Here is a 22,979-nt window from a genome sequence, read left to right as displayed (position 1 = left end):
AATCAGGAGGGAACTTTTTATGTCCATGCAATCCCTTCCTCTCGTAAGTGTCATCACCCCTTCGTACAATCAGGCAAAATTTATCAAACGAACGATCGATAGTGTACTGACACAAGACTATCCCCATATTGAGCATATTGTAGTCGATGGTGCTTCAACTGACGGTACACAGAGTATTTTGCAGCAATACAGCCATCTGGGGGACCGCTTCCGCTTCGTTTCCGAGCCTGATCGCGGCCAATCCCATGCCATCAATAAAGGATTGCAAATGGCACGTGGCGAGATTATCGGTTGGCTCAATTCAGATGATACGTATTTTCCCGGTGCCATTCGCAAGGCCGTGGCAGCCTTGCAGCAGCATCCGGATTGGGGCGTGGTTTACGGAAAAGGGCTCCACATTGATGAGAATGACAAAGTAAAGTATCCGTACATTTGGATGGAGTTTGACAGAAAAAAATTGTTTCATCTCAACCTCATTTGCCAACCTGCTGCTTTCCTGCGCAAGCATGCCTTTGAAGCAGTGGGCGGTGTAAATGAGGAGCACGATTGGTGCATGGATTACGATCTCTGGAACCGGATTTCTCTGCATTATCCGATTGGAACGATACCAGAATTCTTGGCCAATTCCCGCTTGTACGATGCATGCAAAACGTTTGTCTATGAATTGGAGCCAGGCTTTTCCGAAATTCTGAAGACAAGCGTGAAGCATCACGGCACCATCTCGAATGAATGGCTCCATCACTATACGCAGAAGCATTACAATCAAGGAGCATTTTGGTTTCTCCACAAGCTGAAAGCTTATCATGCATTCGGACCTTCTCCCCAAATCATTAGATCCAACCGCTACTCGGACGCATGGGCTCCCCAAAACCTGCGAATGACCATCGAAGCCAGACATGGACCGATGCACGCTCTGCTTCTCAAGGGAAGCAACCATAATACTGCCCCTTTGCTGCACTTCCATGTCATGAGGAATGGGAGACTCGTATACAAGTTCCAAGTTACCCAAACTCGTTTTCAAGTCGTGATTCCCATTACTTCAGAGGGCCAGCAATGTGAAATAAGTATTTTTTGCAGCCAGCAAGTTCTTCAAGACCATCCTGGTAGTCCGGGAGTCAAGAGATCTGTCAGTTACCATCTGGAGGATATCCTTCCTCTTTCGTATGAAGAATACCAATTTTATCAGGAATTTTCCAAAGGCAAGGCCCATATCGAAAAATGGGTAAATCGCAGAGTCCCATCCCCTCGAATTTGAATGCGGACGAGAAAGGCAGGTTGACACAATTTGAATCTGGCGAAAAAACGGATAGTGGTGACTGGTGGAGCAGGATTTCTAGGAAGCCACGTCGTTCATCAATTGCGCAAGCTGGACTGTACGGACATCTTCATCCCCAGAAGCCATGAATACGATCTTCGCAAAGAACATGATGTGAACAAGATGTTGCAAGATTTCCGGCCTGATATCCTTCTTCACTTGGCTGCCGTCGTCGGCGGGATTGGTGCGAATCAAAAAAATCCTGGAAAATACTTTTACGATAATTTAATGATGGGCACTCAGCTCATGGAGCAATCCCGCTTGTTTGGCGTCGAAAAATTTGTCGCCATCGGAACTATTTGCTCCTATCCCAAGCATGCACCCGTCCCATTTCGTGAAGAAGATATATGGAATGGCTACCCTGAAGAAACGAATGCTCCGTATGGCTTAGCTAAAAAAATGATGTTAGTCCAGTCGCAAGCTTACCGTGAGCAATACGGGTTCAATTCCATTTATTTGCTTCCAGTCAATTTGTACGGTCCCGGTGACAACTTCGATTTGGAAACCTCTCACGTCATCCCTGCTATCATTCGAAAATGTGTGGACGCTATTCGCAATAACAAGAAGAAGATCGTGCTCTGGGGAACAGGCAGCGTCACGCGCGAGTTCATTTATGTCGAGGATGCCGCACAGGCAATTATTGCTGCGACCATGAACTATGATCAATCTGAACCGGTCAATATCGGTTCTGGTCACGAAATTTCCATAAAAAATTTAGCCGAACTTATCAGGCAGCTAAGCGGCTTTCATGGTGAAATTGAATGGGACGAAACGAAGCCTGACGGGCAACCGCGCCGCCTATTGGATGTGACCAGGGCAAAAGAGCTGTTTGGCTTCGAGGCACAAACATCCTTGCTGGCTGGCTTGGAGAGAACGATCGCTTGGTATATGGCACATCCTCACGTGCAAGGGAGGATCCCTACATGAGAGTCGGAATAAACCTGATGTCAGTGATTCCTGGCAAAATCGGCGGGATGGAACAGTACGTCAGGAACTTGCTGGCCTACTCGATGAATGCAGGAGACGGCCATCAGTGGTTTCTTTTTTTATCGTCACACAATTTCCATACCTTTGCCGCGCAAAAAAATGTTCGCAAATTCATGGTGCCCGACCGCGGCAATGCACACGCAATGCTTCATTACTGGATCAGCTCCCTGCAGTTGAATCTGTGGTTTTGTCCGCTGCTTGTATTGAATCCAGCCGATGTCACAATTCCATCTGTCATCAACATTCCTGATATCCAGCACGAGTATTATCCGGAGTTTTTCGATGCTCACTCCTTGCGCTGGCGGCTGGACAACTACAAATCGTCTGCACAGCGTTGCAGTGCCGTACTGACTCTCTCGGAGTTTTCCAAACAAACGATCCTCCAAAAATTCGGGCTTCCTCCGCATAAAGTACATGCGATCCACCTGGATGCATCGCGGGAATTTTCCTTGCCGCATAACGAGGCACTCAACCAACAGGTCCTGCAAAAGTATAACCTGCCCAGTGGATACGGCTTTTTCCCCGCGAATACATGGCATCATAAAAATCACCTGAATGTATTCAAAGCACTCGTCACTTTGCGGGATAAACACAATATACGAATTCCCATGGTTTTCACAGGTTTTGCTCAAGAGGCACATCAAAACGTTATGAATTACATCACGAATAACCAGCTGTGGAACCAAATCAAGTGGCTCCATTATGTACCACAGGAAGAAATGCCTTACTTGTATCGGAATGCCCTGTTCCTTTGCTTTCCTTCCCTTTTCGAGGGCTTTGGCATTCCGCTGGTAGAGGCTATGAAGTCCAACATTCCCATTGTTTGCTCCAATGCAGGGAGCATTCCTGAGGTGGTAGGTGACGCCGCTCTCACCTTCGACCCGAATATTTCCGATGATATCGCGGTGAAGCTCGCCCATCTCTATTTGACACCTGAGGCAAGAGCAGACCTGGTTGCCAAAGGCATCCAACAAGCAAAGCACTTTTCGTGGGAGAAATGCGCACGCGAAACATTGGCTGTCTTTTCTTCCGTCGCACGCTAATGTCTTCTGAAAGGAGGTCATCTTTGTATGTCACGCATGCAGCAAATTCGGGAGACGTGGAGGAAGGAGCGCCGAATCCCGTTTCCGTTAACCGAACAAGAGACTTGGGATTTTTGGCTGTTGGAAGCCCCGACAAACGATTTGAAAAAGTCAAAGATCAAGCATATAGCAAAAACGATGGGCATACGCACCTTGATCGAGACAGGTACGTTTAAAGGCGAAATGCTGGAGGCAATGAAAAACCATTTCGACTTGCTCGTTTCCATCGAGCTGGATGAAGCTTTGTTTATAGCGGCAAAACAGAAGTTTTCACGTGACAGCCATATCCATATCCTCCACGGCGACAGTGGAACAATACTGGCCAATCTGATGCACTCTGTCACAACACCTTGCCTGTTTTGGCTGGACGGTCATTACATCCCCCGCTCAACTGAGGCAGCCAAAGGAAGCCTGGACACCCCAATCCTGCAGGAGCTGACTGCTATCCTGCAGCATTCTGTGCAAAATCACGTCATTTTGATTGATGATGCTCGTTGCTTTATTGGCCCCAACCCATTGTTGAAGGATTATCCTACCATCCAGGAACTACAAGAATTCGTTCATTCTCTTCGTCCTGACCTCTTATTCGTCATAGGGAATGACATCATCATGATCTACAATCCACTTGAAGGAGCAACGAATTTCATGAAGAAAGTTGACTTTCACCTCCCGTTTGACGATCAAACCTTTACCGTCTATGGGGACGACTCCGATCAAAGCGTCCTGTACTATATTGACTACTTCAAAGGACATTACGAAGACTATGTTATTCTTCCGCTGAAAAAAATCGTACAACCTGACTATGTTTGCCTAGATATCGGTGCGAACATCGGTGCGATCTCACTCGCCCTGAGCTATCTCGTGCCACAAGGCAAGGTTTACGCTTTCGAGCCGTCGGATGCCAATTATCCTTATCTCCTGCGAAACCTGTCCGAGAATCGCATCACCAATGTCGAGCCACTTCAGCTCGGGATAGCGGACCGGAACGGGAACATCCATTTTAATGACGACCCGCGTGGAGGCGGCTGGTCTTACATCCCGCACGAGCCAGAAGCCGTAGAGAAATCCACTCAATTTATCTCATGTGTCAGGCTGGATGACTGGGTAGAACAGAATATGATCTCGCGCATCGACCTCATTAAAATCGACGTAGAAGGTTCGGAAGTCGTGGTCCTGGAAAGCGCCCTGCGAACGCTGAGGCAATGGGACCCGGATGTGATCATTGAATTCAACCCAGAAAGCATTAAGGAAAATTTCGGCAGGCATCCACTCGTGCTCTATACACTGCTGGAGAAATTGTTTACCCATATTTATATTTTCAAGCGGGACAATACAGTGGTAAAAGTGAAGAACTACAATCATTTACTAGACGAAATGAAACCTTACCACGCTGATCTGTTCTGCACGAACAAGACTTTCCTCGATTAAGCGAACACGAAAAAACATGGCTGCAGGCTCGCCATGTTTTTTGTTGCGCTGCTATTTAAAAACGCTCATGACCTTTCTCAACCCATCCTCCAGCTCCACCTGAGGATTCCACCCGAGTGCTTGCAGCGGCCGAATATCTGCTTGTGAATGCATGATTTCCAGGTCATGATAAGCAATCGATCCGAACTTCAGGACCGTACTTGATTGGGTCATTTGACGAACCAGTTCTACAAACTCTCGAATCGAGGTAGCTTTGCTTGTCCCTACCTGGTATTCCGCATATCCTGCAGGTAGACAGGGAGCATTCTCCAACAGTACACGGAAGGCAGAAACAACATCATCCACATAAATAAAATCCCTTGCTTGCTTTCCTTCAGTAAGCCTTAGTTCAGGCTGATTTTCGAGACAGCTTTTGATGACAGAAGAGACAAATTTATTCGGATTGTCATAGGGACCATACATATGCTCAAGCCTGACGTTGATGAATTGCAGAGAAGACGTATCTGCCATGCTTTTTCCCCATTCTCTAAACTGACGCTTCGACAGATTGTATGGCTGTAGATGTCTGGATAATCGGACGGGTGCACTGGAAAACGTATCCGTATTCAGAAAAACAGGGGTGCCAAAGCGTATGGCCACATCCAGCAGTTTCAACGGAAAGGTTACATTGGCATCTACCAGCATGGCATTGCTCTCGTTGTTGCGTCCATAGCAGGTAGCCGTATGGATGATCACATCCATTCTCCCCTGCTCGAAAAAAGGAGCTTCCCATTCCCCGCGATCCGTATCATACGAAATCAATTCAGGTAAAACGTCTTGGATACGCGAGCAATCAGAGGTGCTCCTTTTCAAAATGATGACGATATGTCCGTCCAGTCGCAGCGCTTTTACGAGCTGGCTTCCGAGAAAACCTGTCGCGCCGGTCACAAGTATCTTCATTTGGGATCGCTCCCCTTCACCTGCTTGGCTCTCTTCTTATATCCAGTTCAAGTCGATGTTGTGAATTTGTTTTTCTTGCATGACCCCCCGAAAGTGATCAGCCTTCGCTTTCAAGCCTTCGATGAGCCATTCATGATTTTCTACGACGATTTTTTCTATTTGCAGGTGTAAATTTTGTTCTACAATCTTTTCTAGCAGTTCAAATTCTGCCCCCTCAATATCGATTTTGATTAATTTGATGGGGCGATTGAGCATTTGGATGAACTGTGTCAAATCAATGACCTCTACCTCTACATACTTATTGGGATTCGTAACAGGATGATTATTCAAAAGGGAAGAGGCATAAGCAGACCCTGCCGGATCCGTATGGTAAAGATCATGCAAATGCAAGCGCAGCTTGTCGTTTTTATGCCAAACCGCTTTGTTTATACATACGACATTGGGATAAGATCCTACCCTTTTTTTCAATTCCTCAAATACAAATGGATTCGGTTCAAACGCAAAGACGAGGGCACCTTTATCCGCCATTTTTTGAGAAATGACCCCGTAATTTGCCCCACAATCGATCGTGATGTCACCGTAGCCAATCGGAGAAAAAACTTCTTCACTGTTTTCGTTTAATCCGCCCACTCCTGCTTCCTCCTTATGTTCGGCTGGTTGCCCATGCTGCTTTTCCGGATTTCCACAGTTCTTCCAAGTAGTTTTTATCTCTGAGCGTATCCATTGGATGCCAAAAACCGGTATGCTTGAAGGCCATCAGTTGATTCGCTTTGGCCAAGCTCTCCAGCGGCTCTTTTTCCAATACCGTCTCATCACCCGCAATATAGTCAAATACGCCTGGCTCCATGACAAAAAAACCAGCATTGATCCACCCGCCGTCCCCCTTTGGCTTTTCTTGGAATCCTGTTACGGTGTTCCCATTGGCAAGATCCAATGCTCCGAATCGGCCTGGAGGTTGGGTAGTAGTGATCGTTGCGAGTTTTTTATGCGCGCGATGAAATTTTACCAGCTGTTCAATATCAATGTCGGATAAGCCATCTCCATACGTCAGCATGAAGGTTTCTTCTCCCACATATTTCTGTATCCGTCTCACCCTCCCACCTGTCCCTGTGTCTTTCCCCGTGTCAATCAATGTGACTCGCCATGGAGCAGCATTGTGGTTGTGAAAAGTGACCTGATTGTCATTGCGAAAATCAAACGTCACATCAGAATGGTGAAGGAAGTAGTGCGCGAAGTACTCCTTGATCATATAGCCTTTGTACCCGAGACAAATGATGAAATCGTGGAAGCCGTACTTTGAATAAACGGACATGATATGACAAATGATGGGCCAATCACCGATCTCAATGAGCGGCTTCGGACGAAGATGCGTCTCTTCTCCAATGCGTGTGCCATACCCTCCTGCTAGGATGACGACTTTCATTAGCTGCCCTCCTTCCTCTGTTGTTCATCGGGGCCCATCTGTATATGCTCTGATTTGGGCCAAACAGATTTTTCTCACGTCTTGCTTCTGCTGATAGGCCTTATGCCAAGAAATGATACTGTCCAAGGTCTGTTCGATTGACCAGTTAGGCTTCCAGTCTATTTCGCTTCTGGCTTTGGTACAGTCCAGCTTTAAATATTGGGCTTCGTGCCATTGTGAATCTGTTCGCTCTGCTTCAAAACTGGCCCCGGCTCCCCATCTCTCACACAATTGCTGGACGATCCACTCTACCGATTTTGCGTCTTCATCATTCGGGCCAAAATTCCAGCTCTGCGCGTAATCCTTGCCATTTCTCCACATTTTTTCAGCGAGCATCAAATAACCCTTCAATGGCTCAAGGACGTGCTGCCAAGGTCGAATTGCTTTTGGATTTCGGATGATGATCTTCTCTCCCTTAATCAAAGCACTCAGGCAATCTGGTATTAAACGATCAAGAGCCCAATCACCTCCGCCGATCACATTGCCTGCTCGGGCTGAAGCAATCGATACGCCATGCTGGTGATACTGGTCGGGGTGAAAAAAAGCATTGCGATAGGAGGAAGTCACTTGCTCCGAACATGCTTTGCTGTTGGAATACGGGTCATAGCCGCCCAACACATCCTGCTCACGGTATCCCCACACCCACTCCCGATTTTCGTAGACCTTATCTGTCGTAACATTAATAATCGCTCTGATTTTCATACCGTTTTGCACGGCCACTCTCGCCGCTTCGAGTACATTCACCGTACCCATGACATTGATTTCGTAAGTTTCCGCCGGATATTGATACGATAAACGCACCAGCGGCTGAGCAGCCATGTGAATGATGATATCCGGGTTTGCTTGGTTGATCGCTTTTTGAACACTTTCCTTCGATCTGACATCATCGATAATCGAATCAACCAATGAGCTGATTTGGGCACACTCAAAAATACTCGGATTCGTCGGCGGCGACAGCGCATACCCTGTTACCTTCGCCCCTAAGTGATGCAGCCATAAGCATAGCCATGCCCCTTTGAAGCCCGTATGGCCGGTGATCAACACTTTTTTGTCTCGCCAGAACACTGGATCAACCATCGTGATCACCGTGCTTCCTAATCTGCTCGAGAATTGCTGACCATGTCATTCCGAGTCTAACGATATCTTCTTCCACCAGCTGACTTCCCATCTGTACCTCGATGAATTCCAGCTCATTCGTTGCTTTGATTGCATGTTTGGCCCCTATCGGAATTTGCAAGACGTCCCCTGGTCCAACCTGACTCAGCTGATCGTCCAAGATGAACTCGCCGCAGCCCTCCACGATGATCCATACTTCGCTACGATGGTGATGGTACTGATAGCTCAAATTTTTCCCGGCGTATACATGGATTCTTTTCGTTAATACTTCCACGTTGTCTTCGTTCTTCTGAAAATGCATAACCTGATACCATCCCCAGCGCCGCTCTTCATACATTGGGCGCTTTGTCCAATCCAAAGCCAAATTTTTGACCATATGACTTTGTTCCTTGGAAGAAACGAGGATGCCATCCGGACTAGCCGCCACGATCATATCCGATAGACCAATGGACACGATAGGTATGTCCAATTCGTTGATAACGTGGGTATTGGTGCAACTCTCATCTAGAAAAACCTTACCGATTGCATTTCCGCTCATTTCTTCCGTGAGCGTATTCCACGTACCTAAGTCCTTCCAGTCTCCGTCATACGGTAGAACGACTACCTTCTCTGCCTTTTCTACAATCTCGTAGTCAAAGCTGATGGCAGGCATTTGGCTGTATTGCTCAAGCATGCGGTTGTATTCAATAGGCAATCCTTTTTGCTCCAATTCACGAATCAGATAACCCAATCGAAAAGCAAAAATTCCACAATTCCACAATGCCTTCTTTTCTACTAAATCCTGCGCTTGCTCAAGTGACGGCTTTTCTTTGAAGCTTTTTACTTTTTGGTAGGCTTGAGACCTTTTCCCCTGATCCAATTCTGATTCTAGCTGTGGAACAATGTAACCGTATTTCGTAGATGGATACGTAGGTTTCACTCCGATTAATGCGAGATTCGCGCCTGAGCTGAGAATGACGTTCTCCAGCTCCTTGATCCTGTCCATGAAGCGATCCTCAACGAATGGATCAACGGGCATGATGGCTATGACCTCATCCGGGTCCATTGTCAAAGCAGAATACAGATAGGTAACCGCTAAAGCAATGGCAGGGAAGGTATCCCTTTTTTCCGGCTCCACGATCAAGGGAACGCCCTCACCGAGCTGGCTTTGAAGCAAATCAACATGCGAGCGGCCTGTTGAAATATAAACAGGCTCCGACCAATTGCTCGAGGTCAGCTGCCTCCACACTCGTTGAACCATTGCTTCTGGTTGGGCATGTTCATTGCCTATCAACTTCAAGAACTGTTTGGATCTGACATCATTGGAGAGCGGCCACAGCCTTTTCCCTGAACCACCCGATAGCAATATCAGTTTCACCCAGGCCACCTCTATCCGTTTATAGTGTTGTATGCACCATCTTATGCGTTTGTCGAAGTGGATGCTCTATGATCCAATGAAAATGGTCAAATAACACGAGGAATGATAGAAGCCTATGAAAACTGAACCCACCGATTGGAAATATAATCGAAAACGTATGAACCTGCTTGTGGGAGATAAGGAGCCGTGAAAAATCTCATAAAGTGCTTCATGTATCCTTGAAAATGCAGAGAAAACATCGGCATATATCGGCCCGTTGCATTATCCTTGCAGCACAAGATACCGTTTATCGAGTAAATTTTCTTATAGCCGTACAAATTCTCCACCGATGTAGCCTGCTGAATATTCCCATCCATTATGCCATCATGAAACAAGCCATTCGTGAATCGGTAATCCTTGAATTGCTCAAGAAATAGCAAAGCCAGCACCATATCTGTAATTAAAGGCTGATTGAATCTTACATGTTCCTTTTTCTGCATCGTGTATTGGACGACTTTCGCGAATGCAATAGGAGTGGCAAAGTGAGACCTCATAAACTCGCAATAATGTTCGAGCTTCTGCCTGTCTACGAAATTGGTCCATACGAATTCCATCGTAAAGTTGTTAAAGCGCGGATGGTTCACGTCGGTATACAGCATGACATCCGTATCGATATAGCAGCATTTCGGAATTTGATGCTTTGTCATAAACGCCAGCAAAATAAACCATCTTTGAAAACAAAACAGATTGTACTCAAAGGGCATGAAATGAATATGTTTGTAGACTCTCGTCATTTCGATAGCGGCATGCATGTAATCATCTATCATCTCGTAAATGATGCCGTTCGTAGCGTACCTCCTGTTTCCTCCATTCCCTATCAGATAGACGGGCGTATTTGGGTTGCTTATTTTCGCTTGCTGCAAGCTGTATGAGAGATAATCATCGTCCCCGCGATGGATGATCACAATAGGCAAGGGCATACTCTTTCCGCCTCCTTTTTCTCCCCATACTTTATGTAAGTGAAAGACAACGAGAAACGGGCATATGCCTTTTTTCCGAAAACCTGCTTGTTGCCAAGCAACTCTACATCTGGTTGGGACAAAATTAATGCATTTATATCATTCCCCCCAGCTCGATCCGAACATATCGTATAGGGCAAGCACTCTGAAATGAAGGGGGACATGTCGATGGGAAGATTTTGGACAGATCAGGAAATCCTCGATGAGATCAACAAACGGCGATGGTACCATAAAATCGCACTGCGACCCGGTATCGTCACTCCTGGGATTTCGCTTCTGGAAAATGTATGGAATATGACCCGACAATCCAGAGAATATATCCAATATTCGGGGAAACGCGTCCTTGATCTCGCTAGCTTTGACGGTATGTGGGCGTTTGAAGCGGAGCAACGAGGGGCAAGTCTTGTCGTGGCTACGGACTGTATGCAGCCGCTCTATTTGAATTTTGAGTTTTGCAAGAACATCCTGCAAAGCAAAGTTTTGCCGCTGTACAATACCAGCCCTTATAAACTATGGGAAGGGCTGCAAGTGTTGTTGATGGACGATTTTACAGAACCACTGCCTTTCCCTCATCAAATTCGGCACAATCAATTTGATGTCGTCCAGCATCTTGGTCTGCTCTATCATTTGCGCGATCCGATGTGGACATTGTCGCAATGCCGGAGTGTGATTAAACCAGGTGGGCACCTCTTGTTGGAAACTGCCTGTATTTTGGATACGAACCAGTCAATCATGGTCTACAACGGGGCTCCTGGACAAATGAACCGGATTTATAAGGACGATACCACTTGGTGGCTGCCGTCCGTCCTTTGCATTCAGGAAATGCTGAAGAGCACGTTGTTCGAAGTCATACCTGAATCGATTCGGACCATCCCCTCCGGCAGAATAAACAATTACAATGCAGGTCGTATCAGCCTCGTGGCAAGAGCCATTTCCGGCAGTGAGATCGACAATAACTGTCACGCGGAATTGCTGCGTATATTCCGCAATCCAGGGATCGTTCCGGACTACCTGTAATATTTGGGAAAATGAAATCGGGTGCACAAGATCAACGATGCTTGTGTACCCGATTTTCCATTCGTTCATAGTCTGATGGTAGTGCATGCATTTTATATGATGGAAAGATGGGAGTGAATCTCGTGTCCCACTCACAGCAACCTTTCGTGAGTATCATTACCCCCTCTTACAACCAAGGCCGGTTTATTCGTGACACCATAAATAGTATATTGACTCAGGACTATACAAACCTTGAGCATATCGTGGTAGATGGAGGCTCGACTGACGATACGCTCTCCATCTTGCAAGAATATGCACAAAAAGATCCGCGCTTCCGTTATATTTCCGAACCGGATCGCGGACAGTCTCATGCGATTAACAAGGGCCTTGCAATGGCAAGAGGGGAAATCATTGGCTGGCTGAATTCAGACGACATGTATGTACCTGGCGCCATCCAAGCAACTGTTCAAGCTTTTGCGTCCAACCCGAGTTGGGGAATGCTGCATGGCAATTGCCATGTCACGAATGAGTATGGGCAAGTATCCTCCAGCTACCCATCAGAACCAGCTGACGCCAAGAAATTGTATCAAAGCTGCTGTATATGCCAGCCCTCTGCTTTCATCAGAGCCAACGTCTTCAGGCATATGGGGGGCGTCGATGAAACGCTGCAGTTTTGCATGGACTACGACCTCTGGATGCGAATCGCCAAATTTTATCCGATTGGCTACATTGCCCAGTATTTGGGAAGCGCACGAATCCACGGTGCCTGCAAATCAGCTACACAATGGCATTCTATCGGTGTACCTGAAGTATTAAGATCGCTGGCGAAAAATTATGCTTCCATACCAAGCCACTGGATTTCGTACGTTCCACAATACAAAGGCATGGGTGTACTAAACCTTTTAAAACTGTATAAAACATTCCCCGCCAATACGTCCCGCATCTCAAGCATGAATCGCAGTATTGACTTATGGGCGCCTCCCATCTTGCGCGTTATCGTTGAATCAGCGCCTTCCGCACCTGCCCAAATGCTTTTGGTAAAAGGAAGAGTCCCCGGCTCTACTGCCAGGTTGGCGAAGCCGATTGTGCTCACTGCCCTCGTAAATGGGGCAGGCGTAAAAAGCTATACTATCGAGAAACCCACCTTCGCCCTTGAAATCCCGCTCGACCCCAGAGCAACGATGCATCGAGTGGACATATCTTCGTCCAGTGTCACCGCTCCGACCACACCTCAAGTCCAGCACAGAATGGTGGGAGGTTACATGGCAGAAGAGATCATTCCGCTTTCCCATGATGAAGTACTCGTGTACAAAGCATTTGCAAGGAGCTAATTAGTCAACTCGAGTATAACTTCGTCTCAATGACAGCCGCCGCTCCGGCTATGGCAAGCAGGAGCAACAAAGGATAGGCGGCTGGCACATACATATACAAGGCAACGATCAAAGCGCCTACCCAAATTCCCACGCACCAATGGCAGCTCAACAACCTGCCTATCCATTGGCGCACCCTCCCGCCTTTAAATTGAAAGTCCCGAACCATTTGCCCCGATTCATCAGGCACATATAATACCTGATAAAATGGGTTTCGCAGAAAAGACGTGATCTCATCAAAAACAATCAAATGCGTCAGACGAAAGCTTGCCAGCACAAGAATGATTAAGTCGATCCAAGAGAGGTCAAACATTCCACCTCCACCTCTTTCCAATATTTTGTGCTTTTCTCATTTGTTCCACTTTTAGTACCATTGTGGTGCGACAAACCAGAGAAAGGCGTGATGAGATGAATCGCAACATGAAGAAAATGGCAACCATCCTTTCCCTGTCCGTCCTCGTTACCATGATCGGACAACCTGCATTTGCGAAAACAACCTTTACCCCTTTGAAAAAAGGGATGAAAAGCTCGCGCGTGCTTGAAGTGGAAAAGATGCTCGATGCACTCCATTACGACTACAAGCTGGTAGTGGACAAGGTCTACAACAGCAACACAGTTTATAACGTCAAAGCGTTCCAGAAAAAATACAAGCTCAAGCAAACCGGAATTGTGAACAAAGCAACTTACGATAAACTGAAGAGCGTGTACAAAGCACGCAAGCAAGAGCAGCCGACGCAGCCGAGCACACCGTCCAAGCCTAGCAAGCCTGCTGAATCCAATGATTACGCTACCCTGAAATTAGGTGCTAGCGGTGAGAACGTGAAGGAATTGCAAAAGATGCTCGCTGGCCTCGGATACAAAGTAACTGCCTCGGGTTATTACGATGAATCTACGCGCTTTGCCGTCATGCTATTCCAGTCGCGTAACAAACAGCCGTTGACTGGTGAAGCTGATGCCAAAACTTATACAGCCATTCAAACGCAATACAAGAACAATCCAGTACAGCCTAAACCAGACACGAAGCCAACTGTCCCAACAAATCCAACAACTCCCGCAACCCCGAGCAAGCCTGAGCAACCGCAAAACCCTGGTGCTGACACGCAAGTTCCTCTTCCCGCTGGTTTGACGGCTGAGGAAAAAGAAATGGTTCAACTCGTGAACCAAGAGCGCACCAGCCGTGGCCTCTCACCCTATCAAGTGGACATGCAGTTGGTGAACGTTGCGCGTGTAAAAGCTCAAGAGATGGTAAACAAAGGCTACTTTAGCCACACCTCTCCTACTTACGGTTCACCGTTTCAAATGATGGACACTTTTGGTATTCGCTATATTGCTGCTGCTGAAAATATTGCCCAAAACTACTCTGTAAGCAGCGCTCATCAAATGTTCATGAATTCCTCTGGGCACAAAGCCAATATTATGAGCCCGACATACGACTACGTAGCCATTGCTGTCGTAAATGGCGGTCCGCACGGGAAAACATTCGTACAAATGTTCTTGAAAAAATAGAGGCGCGGAACGGAAAAGCCATCATTTCTACTGAAATGGTGGCTTTTCTTCCAAATTAGAAAGACACGGCGATCCGATTATTGGCGGAAAAGTGTACCGTCTGATCGTTGCACAGCACGACACCCTCGACGACGATTCCCTTCCCCGCTTCTTGTTTCATAAAAGAAATCTGAAAGTTTTGGAACGATTCCGTCGATTCCGGCGCAATGGTTACAGGCTGGATCGGAGCTATCCAGTATTCCCCTCTCTCCATCGCTTGGGCAAACCAATCGTCTTCCAAGTATCTCCATCCTTTTAAGCCAGATGTACCTTGTACGGCCATCGTCTCCACGAGCTTCGGCGGCAATACCTGCCCCCCCATTTTGATCGAATCGACAGGCGAGACCCGCAGGCAAACAATTGGATTTTTCAATTCAACGTTCCCCGTATTTTTCACCTGAAGTGTCCCAATCAACAGGTACGGCTTCTCAACGGATTCAGAGTGGATCAACGTGTAATCAAAATACACTTCTGCCGCTGTGCGCAACTCAACGTGTTCAGGCACTTCTTCGACCGGATGAATGGACACTACCTGTTCCAGCAGTTCTTCTTCTGCCAAGATCAGCAGCTCTTCCCGTTCCCTGTCCGATTCAGTGTTTCCTTCACTGTTTACTTCTCTGTTTGAGTCACTGGCCTCAGCACTCGGATGATCACTTTCCTGAATCGTGTTTTGTCCCTCTTCCAATGGCTTTTCGTCTGCTTCCTGCTGACTTTCCTTGTCAGAGGTAAAAAGCATCGTGGAATAAAACAGCTTTAAAATATTGGGTGGCAAAAACGCCATTGGCTGAATGTGCAATCCATTTTGGAAATACTCCAAAATCCCTGATGCTAAGTGTAGCGCAATTTTTTCCGCATAGATTTTACGCTTGGTCACTTCCGTATAAAGCGGCAACTGCAACTGGATGTGAACGATTGATGGTTGCTTTTGGTTTTTGGTTATTTTATAGTGACACGGGATTCCTGACTGCTGCATTTCTGTACGCAAACACTTGATCAGATCTTGCCGCTTTTCATCCTCTGACTGAAAGAAAATCAGTCTCGGCTTTTCCAGAGCTCTCATTTCCTTCAAGCTGAAACGTATAGCGACATCCGTATTTTTCGCCAGAGACGGATTGTTTTGGCTTAAGACAACTTCCATCCCGCTATCAGAAAGAAATTTTTGAACGTTCCCCAATACCTCCCACTCATAGGCAGTCCCTCCTGAAGATAGGCCCGTAAAAAGAACGCAAACTTTTCCTTTCAAACCCGAATCCAGGTCAACTCTTTTATTCGTCGAGTCCCACTTCAATTGAAAGCCATTTTGTTTGCAAAATAAACGGAACGCTGGCAGAGCCGCATACGGCATGGTCCCGCCACGTTGACCACTGTAATATACCTCAACATCCATTCCCATCTCTCCTTACGACACTTTCCTTCAGTCCGCGATATTGTATGAATGCCCAGTGTCCAAAGTGAACATTTTTGGCGATGACTGTTCCGAAGCAGCGCTCTGCGCATACGATGGCTACAGAAAGGAGTGGTCATATGCCCACCTCACAAATGCCCCTAATCTCCATTATCATTCCTGTAAAAAATGAGGGGGACAATGTGCGTTCTACCATCACTTCCCTTTTGAATACAAGAACCACGTATCCGTATGAAGTGATCGTAGTCGATGATGCCTCAACTGATAATGGTTGTCACTTTTTACAAGGCCAAGGGCAGAATGAAAAAATAAAATTAATCACGACAGAAGGCATCGGTGCTGCTGCAGCACGAAACTTGGGTGTGAATCATGCCCGCGGCAACTACTTCATTTTTTGCGATGCCCATCTGTCTTTTGAAAACTTCTGGATCGATCGCATGATGGAGCTCATTCTGACAAAAAAAGCAGATGGCGTTGCTCCCGGAATTGCTTCCATGACGGAGCCACATAAAATTGGTTATGGGCAAAATCTGAATCAAAAGCTCGAGATCACCTGGTATCCAAAGCCAACAGGCCCGGCGCCGGTTGCGATATTGCCAGGGGGATGCTTCCTGGTCACCAAAGAAGCTTTTATGAAAGTTGGGGGTTTTGATCGGGGTTTTCGCATTTGGGGATTTGAAGATATTGAGTTTTCCATTAAGATGTGGCTGTTTGGATATACGTGTATGGTCCAGCCATCCGTAAAAATCTTGCATTTGTTTAGGCAGGTTCACCCTTACACAGTTGCACATGAGCACATTTATTACAATATGCTTCGAATGGCGTACAGCCATTTTAACGAGCATCGGATTGAGGCAGCGAAAAAACTTGTACTCTACGCAAATGCGAGTGAAATTGAGGATGATGTACTAACTTGCGGGGCCGCCGCTCAGCGTGTTCGATACGCTGCCCAAAGAAAATTCGACGACAATTGGTTCTTTCAAAAATTCCAAATTCCATTCTGACAAGATAGCGACCTAAAAAATAGGCGCATGCTCAACATGCCAAACTCCCGTTGCCCACATAGTATGTAACTGCAAAGCAAACTCCCTAGGAAAGGAAGGATTCTTACGGTGAAACATCACGTGAAGCCCATTATGGGTCGCCAGCTCCCTACACCGACGCCTACAGCAACTCCTCCTATATCGAACAACCTGCAGGAAGAGTGCATTCGCGTCAACAAGGTGTATGACTGGGTAGTATTAGCGAACAGCTACCGAAACAAGATTGCCCTTCCCGACGATTGTCAAGCTCTGGTAGACGCTGCCATTCGTGCAGGGCAAGATATCACGCTCTCCTGCGTTGAGCCAGTTTCTCCTGGTCCTACTTGCAGAGTCGTCAGTATCCGCCGCGAGAACATTACAGTCGGTGGGACCACCGTTCGGGTCGGGGTCGTACGCTTCGTGTTCGGAGCCACTGTACTCGTTCGTGTCTTCGCAGATGGAACACCTCTCTGCGAATTTACAACAACAGTGCAATTCGATCAGGAAGTCGTTCTCTGCCTGCCTGAACCGCTTGATGAGGACAATATTTTGTGCCGAATCAGTGCTTTTGAGTGCTCACCGACCGGTACCGTTCTCCTTGGCGGCATGGTTCAACTCGACGTCATTGTCTGCGTAGAAATCCAGGTAGAAGCAGAAGTCAAGCTGGAAGTATTGGCGAAATTCTGCGCACCTCGTCCAAACAACATTCCAATTCCATCGCCAACGCCATCTTTCCGTTGCCCACCGATCACATTCCCGCCACAATGCCCACCAATCTTCCCAGTACGCAACTGCGATTGCCAGGCGTCCGTCAACGCATTGGTTGCAAACATCTCCGTTTCGATTGGAATCCCACTCGTACTCGCCGCCGGTACGATTCAGCTCATCGCAGATATCTGCCCAAGCTGCGATCCGTCTAGCAGCTCGTTTACCTTTAACTTCTTTGATAATATTTTGCCAGATGTTATCCCTGGCGATCAAAGCTTCAGCTTCTCGCCTACGACTATCAGCTCTCCGACCTGCATTACCGTCTTGCCGATCCTTCCTATCGTGACAGGTCTCGTCGTAACAGGTACCGGCGTTCAGACATTTACCGCGACAGGGGCACAGGAGACCGTAACCTACTCCCTCACCTTGGCGGAAACAGGTCTCGGCCTGCCTGATGTCATCATCCTGACACTCACGAACTCTGCCGGTGTCCTCATTTTCTCCGCAACCGTCACCGTTGTGCCAGACGAACAATTGCTGGTTGCCGATTGCATCACTTTCGGAGATATCGTCATCACTTCTCCGTAAGCAAAACAAAAAAGATGATTACCAATCAGGCGGGAGAAGACCAACACTTCTCCCGTTTTTTCTATGGATAAACAGTCACTACAATACAGGCACCAATTCCCAACCCGTACATATGTCTATATGGGAACGCCAGACGGAAAAAGGAGGACAACACTGTGTACAAAAGGAAAATCTCCAATGCGAATAAGCCGAAAGAAAATGAGAAGCTCCTCCTGCTAAAAAAACAAGCACACTACTACGAAGATAAAGCCAACCAGCTCATGAAAGAAGTGTGGCATCTACAGAAGCAGATCGAGGAAACGTCTGAAAAAAACGAAGCATACAGAGAGCAGCTTGAGCAATTGAACCAGACCCTCCACGATTTGGACAGCAAAGGGGCCCATTGGAAGCAGCGCTTGAACGATTCACAAGACATGCTTCAAGAAATGAAGAGCAAGCTAGACTACTACGAACGTCTCCTGAAACAACGCGAAAATGTCATAGCCGAACACCAGGAAACCGAGGTAAAGCTAAAGCATTCCATAGAAAGCTTGCAGACCCAAATCAGGGAGCAACGAAAAGGTCCACAGCTTGAAGAAATCATATCCAAGCATCAAGCACAGGAAGCACACTTGCGTGAGCACATTGAATTGCTCCAAAGGAGAATACAGAGCTACGAACAAAAAGAGGCGCAATGGCAGGCAACGTTACACGAGCAAGAACAGCAATTGAGTCAAATCGAGGAGATTCTGCATGAACGCCAGCAGCATTTAGACATGATCGCACATCTGGAGCAGCAACAGATTACGTGGAAACAAGCTTTGGATAAAGCTAATGAAGAATTTGATAGTGCACAGATGAGTCAGCAGGAGCAACTATCCAAAATTGAATCATTGAATCAGCAGTTGAATGAAGCACGGAAACGGGAAGAGCAGACACTCTCTGCCCTTCAGCAGCTTACAGAAGCAAGCGCAAATGGAGAGCAGCGGGAGCAGGAACTACAGGTGCGAGAGCAAAACCTCCACGCATTTGAAGATAGTCTCCAGGCCCAGGAGCAGGACCTTCACAATCTTGAGCAAGAGCTGCATTCTCAGACGCAACACCTACAAAAACGGGAGCAGAAAGTTCTCGGTCTGGAACAAGAGCTTCAGACGCAATGGTTAGAATTGCATTCTCAAGCGGATCACCTGCAGGCGAAAGAACAAGAGCTGCTTTCCACAGATCAGAAGCTTCAGGCTAAGGCGTTGGAGCTGCATTCTCAGACACAAGATCTGCAAGCACGGCAGCAGGAGCTTCTCGGTTTTGAGCAAGAGCTGCAGGGGCAAAGCCAAGAACTCCATTCCTTAAAACATAACCTGCAGACCAAAGAACAAGCGCTGCTTGTTACTGAGCAAAAGCTCGAGGCTAAGGAGCTGGAGCTGCATTCTCAGACACAAGAGCTTCAAGCACGGGAACAGGAGCTTCTCGGTTTTGAGCAAGAGCTGCAGGGGCAAAGCCAAGAACTCCATTCCTTAAAACATAACCTGCAGACCAGAGAGCAAGCGCTGCTTGTTACTGAGCAAAAGCTCGAGGCTAAGGAGCTGGAGCTGCATTCTCAGACACAAGAGCTTCAGGCACGGGAGCAGGAGCTTCTCGGTTTTGAGCAAGAGCTGCAGGGGCAAAGCCAAGAACTCCATTCCTTAAAACATAACCTGCAGACCAAAGAACAAGCGCTGCTTGTTACTGAGCAAAAGCTCGAGGCTAAGGAGCTGGAGCTGCATTCTCAGACACAAGAACTTCAAAGACAGGAGCAGGAACTTCTTGGTCTTGAACAAGCGTTACAAGCGCAAGGACTAGAAATGCACGCTCAGGCTCAAGACCTCCATGCACGGGAGCAGGAACTTCTCGGTCTCGAACAAGAGCTTCAGACAAAAGACCAAGAACTTCAATCCCTTGCGCATAGCCTTGAGACCAAAGCACAACAGCTCTCCTCCAAAGAGCTTGAGCTGCATTCCCTGACGCAAGGTCTCAATTCTCGGGAACAAGAGCTTCAGACGCAAAATCGAGAACTTCAATCCCTTGCGCATAGCCTCGAGATCAAAGAACAACAACTCTCCTCCAAAGAGCTTGATCTGCATTCTCAAACGCAAGACCTCAGTGCACGGGAACATGAACTTCTCGGTCTCGAACAAGAGCTTCAGACGCAAAGCCAAGAACTTCAATCCCTTGCGCATAATCTCGAGACCAAAGAACAACAGCTCTCCTCCAAAGAGCTGGAGCTGCATTCTCAAACGCAAGACCTCAGTGCACGGGAACAAGAACTTCTCGGTCTCGAACAAGAGCTTCAGACGCAAAATCGAGAACTTCAATCCCTTGCGCATAGCCTCGAGACCAAAGAACAACAGCTCACCTCCAAAGAGCTTGAGCTGCATTCTCAAACACAAGACCTCAACTCACGGGAACAAGCGCTTCTCGGTCTCGAACAAGAGCTTCAGACGCAAAGCCAAGAACTTCAATCCCTAAAGCATTATATCGAAACCAAAGAACAACAGCTCCAGTCCAGAGAGTTAGAACTGCATTCCCTGACGCAAGACCTCAATTCGCGGGAACAGGAACTTTTCGGTCTCGAACAGGAGATTCAGACGCAAAGCCAAGAACTTCAATCCCTTGCGCATAGCCTCGAGACGAAAGAACAACAGCTCACCTCCAAAGAGCTTGAGCTGGACTCCCTGACGCAAAGCCTCAATTCACGGGAACAAGCGCTTCTCGGTCTCGAACAAGAGCTTCAGACGCAAAGCCAAGAACTTCAATCCCTGAAACATAACCTCGAGACGCAAGAACAACAACTCCAGTCCAAACAGCTAGAGCTGCATTCTCAAACGCAAGACCTCAACTCACGGGAACAAGCGCTTCTCGGTCTCGAACAAGAGCTTCAAACGCAAACTCAAGAACTTCAATCCCTAAAGCATAACCTCGAGACCAAAGATCAACAGCTCCAGTCCAAAGAGTTAGAACTGCATTCTCTAACACAAGACCTCAATTCACGGGAACAGGACCTTCGCGTTCTCGAACAAGAAATTCAGACACAAGGCCAAGAACTTCACACTCTAGCGCATAACCTTGAGACCAAAGAACAACAGCTCACCTCCAAAGAGTTAGAGCTGCATTCCCTGACGCAAGACTTCAACTCACGGGAACAAAAACTTCTCGGTCTCGAACAAGAGCTTCAGACGCAAAGCCAAGACCTACAATCTCTAACTCATAACCTGCAGACGAAAGAGCAAGACCTTCTCACCCAGGCGCAATACCTTCAAGCTCGAGAGCAAGACCTTTACATTCTCGAGCAAGAGCTCCAAACGCGAGAGCAAGAAATTCTCGAGCAGACGCGAGACCTTCAAGCACGGGGAGAAGGACTAAACAGTTTTAAACAAGAACTGCAGGTTCAAGAACAAGAGCTCAAGACCCATGAACAGGGGCTTCGGGATTGGGAACAAGCCAACCTCTCCCGGGAGCAAGCGCTTTTGACTCAGAGCCAAGAGCTACAGGCTCAAGAACAAGGACTTCAGTCCCGAGAGCAAGCGTTGCAGCTTCGCGGGCAGGAGCTTCTCTCTCAAGAGCAGGAAATCCATTCCCACGAGCAAGAGTTACTCACGATGAAACAAGAGCTGAACGCCCGAGATCAAGAGCTACACAACCAAGAGCAGGAGCTGCACGCTCAAGCGCATACCCTACACACTCGTGAACAGGAGTTGCTTACTCGGGAGCAAGAACTAAACACACTGGAGCAGGCACTACTCTCTCAGGAGAAAGAACTTGAAGCCCAAAGACAAGATTTACACATGAAAGAGCAGGAGCTAGAAGCCACCCGCCATGAGATGTTGCAAAAAGCAATAGATCTCGAACAAAGTTGGACAGCAAAGCACGAAGAGACTTCTCAACAATTAACGGAAGCTCTGCTTGAGATGGAAGCAGCACGGTTAACGAAAAATCAGCTCGTCGCTGACTATAAAAAGCTGGCCGAATCACATTCCCTGCATGAGCAAGAATTACAGCAAAGCATCCAAAAACGCGACGAAGAAATACAACAAACACAAAACACCGTTAAGAATCTCCAGTCCGAATTAAAAGAAACACAACAACAATTAACGGAGGCACAGGAACTGATCAAAGCTTTTCAACAACAAGCCAAGGAAGCCGACGAAAAGCTAGCGAACGCCTCTCTTCAAAAAAATAAATGGAACGAAGTGCTAGAGAAAACAACTCAAAAATATGACACTCTGTTAACGGAAAAAGAAAAAGTTATTGAAGAGTTTACATCCCAAGAGCAATTGATGAAGAAGACGATAGCCGGACTCAAAAACATGGTGAAAGAGTTCCAGAACAACGAAGAAAAATACAAGCAAATCATCAAAGAATTCACGCAAAAAGAAACTCGTTCCAATAAAGCCTTCAGCCATTTCCAGCAAAGCACTTCATTCCAACAAAACACTCCATTCCAAGCAAGCACCCAATTCCAGCAAAACACCCAATTTATGCCAAGCTCCGATTCCACCACACAACAAGTAACTCCCACACCAGTAAAAATGCCAATGTATCCCCCAAATGCCAACGCCTTCAACCCGTTTCGCTGAAAAAGTAAAATGTGCGAGAGCCGTTACCATGTGCAGCCATACTGAATACAACATAGTACAGTCCAGAAAGGG

18 protein-coding genes are annotated in these 22,979 nt (G+C 47.1%); 10 read left to right on the top strand and 8 right to left on the bottom strand.

All coding sequences use genetic code 11. From position 1 onward, the window contains the following. Positions 1–19: 19 nt before the first annotated feature. From C7R94_RS12605 to C7R94_RS12590, 4 genes are read left to right on the top strand one after another with little or no spacing between them, the layout of a single operon-like run. A complete protein-coding gene (locus tag C7R94_RS12605) occupies positions 20–1,255 on the top strand; it encodes a glycosyltransferase family 2 protein (protein WP_106781592.1) in 1,236 nt (411 codons plus the stop codon). Positions 1,256–1,285: 30 nt separating this feature from the next. Continuing rightward, positions 1,286–2,242: a GDP-L-fucose synthase family protein gene (locus tag C7R94_RS12600; RefSeq protein WP_106781591.1), complete on the top strand. Its 957-nt coding sequence runs from the start codon at positions 1,286–1,288 to the stop codon at positions 2,240–2,242. Beyond that, positions 2,239–3,345, top strand: a complete 1,107-nt coding sequence (locus C7R94_RS12595; protein ID WP_106781588.1) for a glycosyltransferase family 4 protein — start codon at positions 2,239–2,241, stop codon at positions 3,343–3,345. The genes C7R94_RS12600 and C7R94_RS12595 overlap by 4 nt, the downstream gene beginning before the upstream one ends. Positions 3,346–3,372: 27 nt before the next feature. Continuing rightward, positions 3,373–4,812 carry an FkbM family methyltransferase gene (locus C7R94_RS12590; protein ID WP_106781586.1) on the top strand — a complete coding sequence of 480 codons (1,440 nt, stop codon included), beginning with the start codon at positions 3,373–3,375 and terminating at the stop codon, positions 4,810–4,812. Positions 4,813–4,863: 51 nt separating this feature from the next. Here the strand turns inward: C7R94_RS12590 and C7R94_RS12585 are convergent, their stop codons facing one another. From C7R94_RS12585 to C7R94_RS12560, 6 genes are all read right to left on the bottom strand, one after another. Then, the gene (locus C7R94_RS12585; protein WP_106781584.1) at positions 4,864–5,751 is read right to left on the bottom strand and encodes an NAD-dependent epimerase/dehydratase family protein; all 888 of its coding nucleotides are present in this window, start codon (positions 5,749–5,751) and stop codon (positions 4,864–4,866) included. Between the two features lie 36 nt (positions 5,752–5,787). Then, positions 5,788–6,381 carry an FkbM family methyltransferase gene (locus tag C7R94_RS12580; RefSeq protein WP_047071158.1) on the bottom strand — a complete coding sequence of 198 codons (594 nt, stop codon included), beginning with the start codon at positions 6,379–6,381 and terminating at the stop codon, positions 5,788–5,790. Positions 6,382–6,394: 13 nt separating this feature from the next. Then, complete coding sequence (gene rfbF, locus C7R94_RS12575) at positions 6,395–7,174, bottom strand: glucose-1-phosphate cytidylyltransferase (protein ID WP_047071157.1); 780 nt, start codon at positions 7,172–7,174, stop codon at positions 6,395–6,397. 24 nt (positions 7,175–7,198) lie between these two features. Next, on the bottom strand, positions 7,199–8,290 hold the full coding sequence (gene rfbG / locus C7R94_RS12570) for a CDP-glucose 4,6-dehydratase (protein WP_106781582.1): 1,092 nt from the start codon (positions 8,288–8,290) through the stop codon (positions 7,199–7,201). Next, positions 8,283–9,686, bottom strand: a complete 1,404-nt coding sequence (locus C7R94_RS12565) for a sugar phosphate nucleotidyltransferase (protein WP_106781579.1) — start codon at positions 9,684–9,686, stop codon at positions 8,283–8,285. The genes rfbG and C7R94_RS12565 overlap by 8 nt, the downstream gene beginning before the upstream one ends. Positions 9,687–9,799: 113 nt before the next feature. Next, positions 9,800–10,645 carry a hypothetical protein gene (locus C7R94_RS12560; protein WP_106781577.1) on the bottom strand — a complete coding sequence of 282 codons (846 nt, stop codon included), beginning with the start codon at positions 10,643–10,645 and terminating at the stop codon, positions 9,800–9,802. A gap of 207 nt (positions 10,646–10,852) precedes the next feature. Here C7R94_RS12560 and C7R94_RS12555 point away from each other — a divergent pair, with 207 nt between their 5' ends. Then, on the top strand, positions 10,853–11,701 hold the full coding sequence (locus C7R94_RS12555; RefSeq protein WP_106781575.1) for a DUF1698 domain-containing protein: 849 nt from the start codon (positions 10,853–10,855) through the stop codon (positions 11,699–11,701). 122 nt (positions 11,702–11,823) lie between these two features. Continuing rightward, positions 11,824–13,011, top strand: coding sequence for a glycosyltransferase family 2 protein (locus tag C7R94_RS12550; RefSeq protein ID WP_106781573.1), 1,188 nt, complete (start codon positions 11,824–11,826; stop codon positions 13,009–13,011). Positions 13,012–13,015: 4 nt separating this feature from the next. Here the strand turns inward: C7R94_RS12550 and C7R94_RS12545 are convergent, their stop codons facing one another. Then, complete coding sequence (locus C7R94_RS12545; RefSeq protein ID WP_047071147.1) at positions 13,016–13,363, bottom strand: DUF1360 domain-containing protein; 348 nt, start codon at positions 13,361–13,363, stop codon at positions 13,016–13,018. 95 nt (positions 13,364–13,458) lie between these two features. Between C7R94_RS12545 and C7R94_RS12540 the strand changes: the two genes are divergently transcribed. Next, complete coding sequence (locus C7R94_RS12540) at positions 13,459–14,556, top strand: peptidoglycan-binding protein (protein WP_106781571.1); 1,098 nt, start codon at positions 13,459–13,461, stop codon at positions 14,554–14,556. Positions 14,557–14,611: 55 nt separating this feature from the next. Here the strand turns inward: C7R94_RS12540 and C7R94_RS12535 are convergent, their stop codons facing one another. After that, positions 14,612–15,982, bottom strand: coding sequence for a hypothetical protein (locus C7R94_RS12535; protein WP_106781568.1), 1,371 nt, complete (start codon positions 15,980–15,982; stop codon positions 14,612–14,614). Positions 15,983–16,119: 137 nt separating this feature from the next. Here C7R94_RS12535 and C7R94_RS12530 point away from each other — a divergent pair, with 137 nt between their 5' ends. The 3 genes from C7R94_RS12530 to C7R94_RS12520 all read left to right on the top strand — a co-directional run bounded on the left by C7R94_RS12530 (position 16,120) and on the right by C7R94_RS12520 (position 22,907). Further along, entirely contained in the window at positions 16,120–17,004 is an 885-nt protein-coding gene (locus C7R94_RS12530; protein ID WP_047071142.1) for a glycosyltransferase family 2 protein, read from the top strand. Between the two features lie 108 nt (positions 17,005–17,112). Next, a complete protein-coding gene (locus C7R94_RS12525) occupies positions 17,113–18,318 on the top strand; it encodes a BMQ_0737 family morphogenetic spore coat protein (RefSeq protein WP_047071141.1) in 1,206 nt (401 codons plus the stop codon). Positions 18,319–18,473: 155 nt separating this feature from the next. Continuing rightward, positions 18,474–22,907: a coiled-coil domain-containing protein gene (locus C7R94_RS12520; protein WP_106781566.1), complete on the top strand. Its 4,434-nt coding sequence runs from the start codon at positions 18,474–18,476 to the stop codon at positions 22,905–22,907. Positions 22,908–22,979: the final 72 nt, after the last annotated feature.

It is taken from the genome of Brevibacillus sp. NRRL NRS-603, from assembly GCF_003013445.1.
Lineage (GTDB): Bacteria > Bacillota > Bacilli > Brevibacillales > Brevibacillaceae > Brevibacillus > Brevibacillus formosus.
The sequence above is the reverse complement of the archived record's forward strand: the minus strand, read 5'-3'. Positions and strand labels throughout refer to the sequence as shown.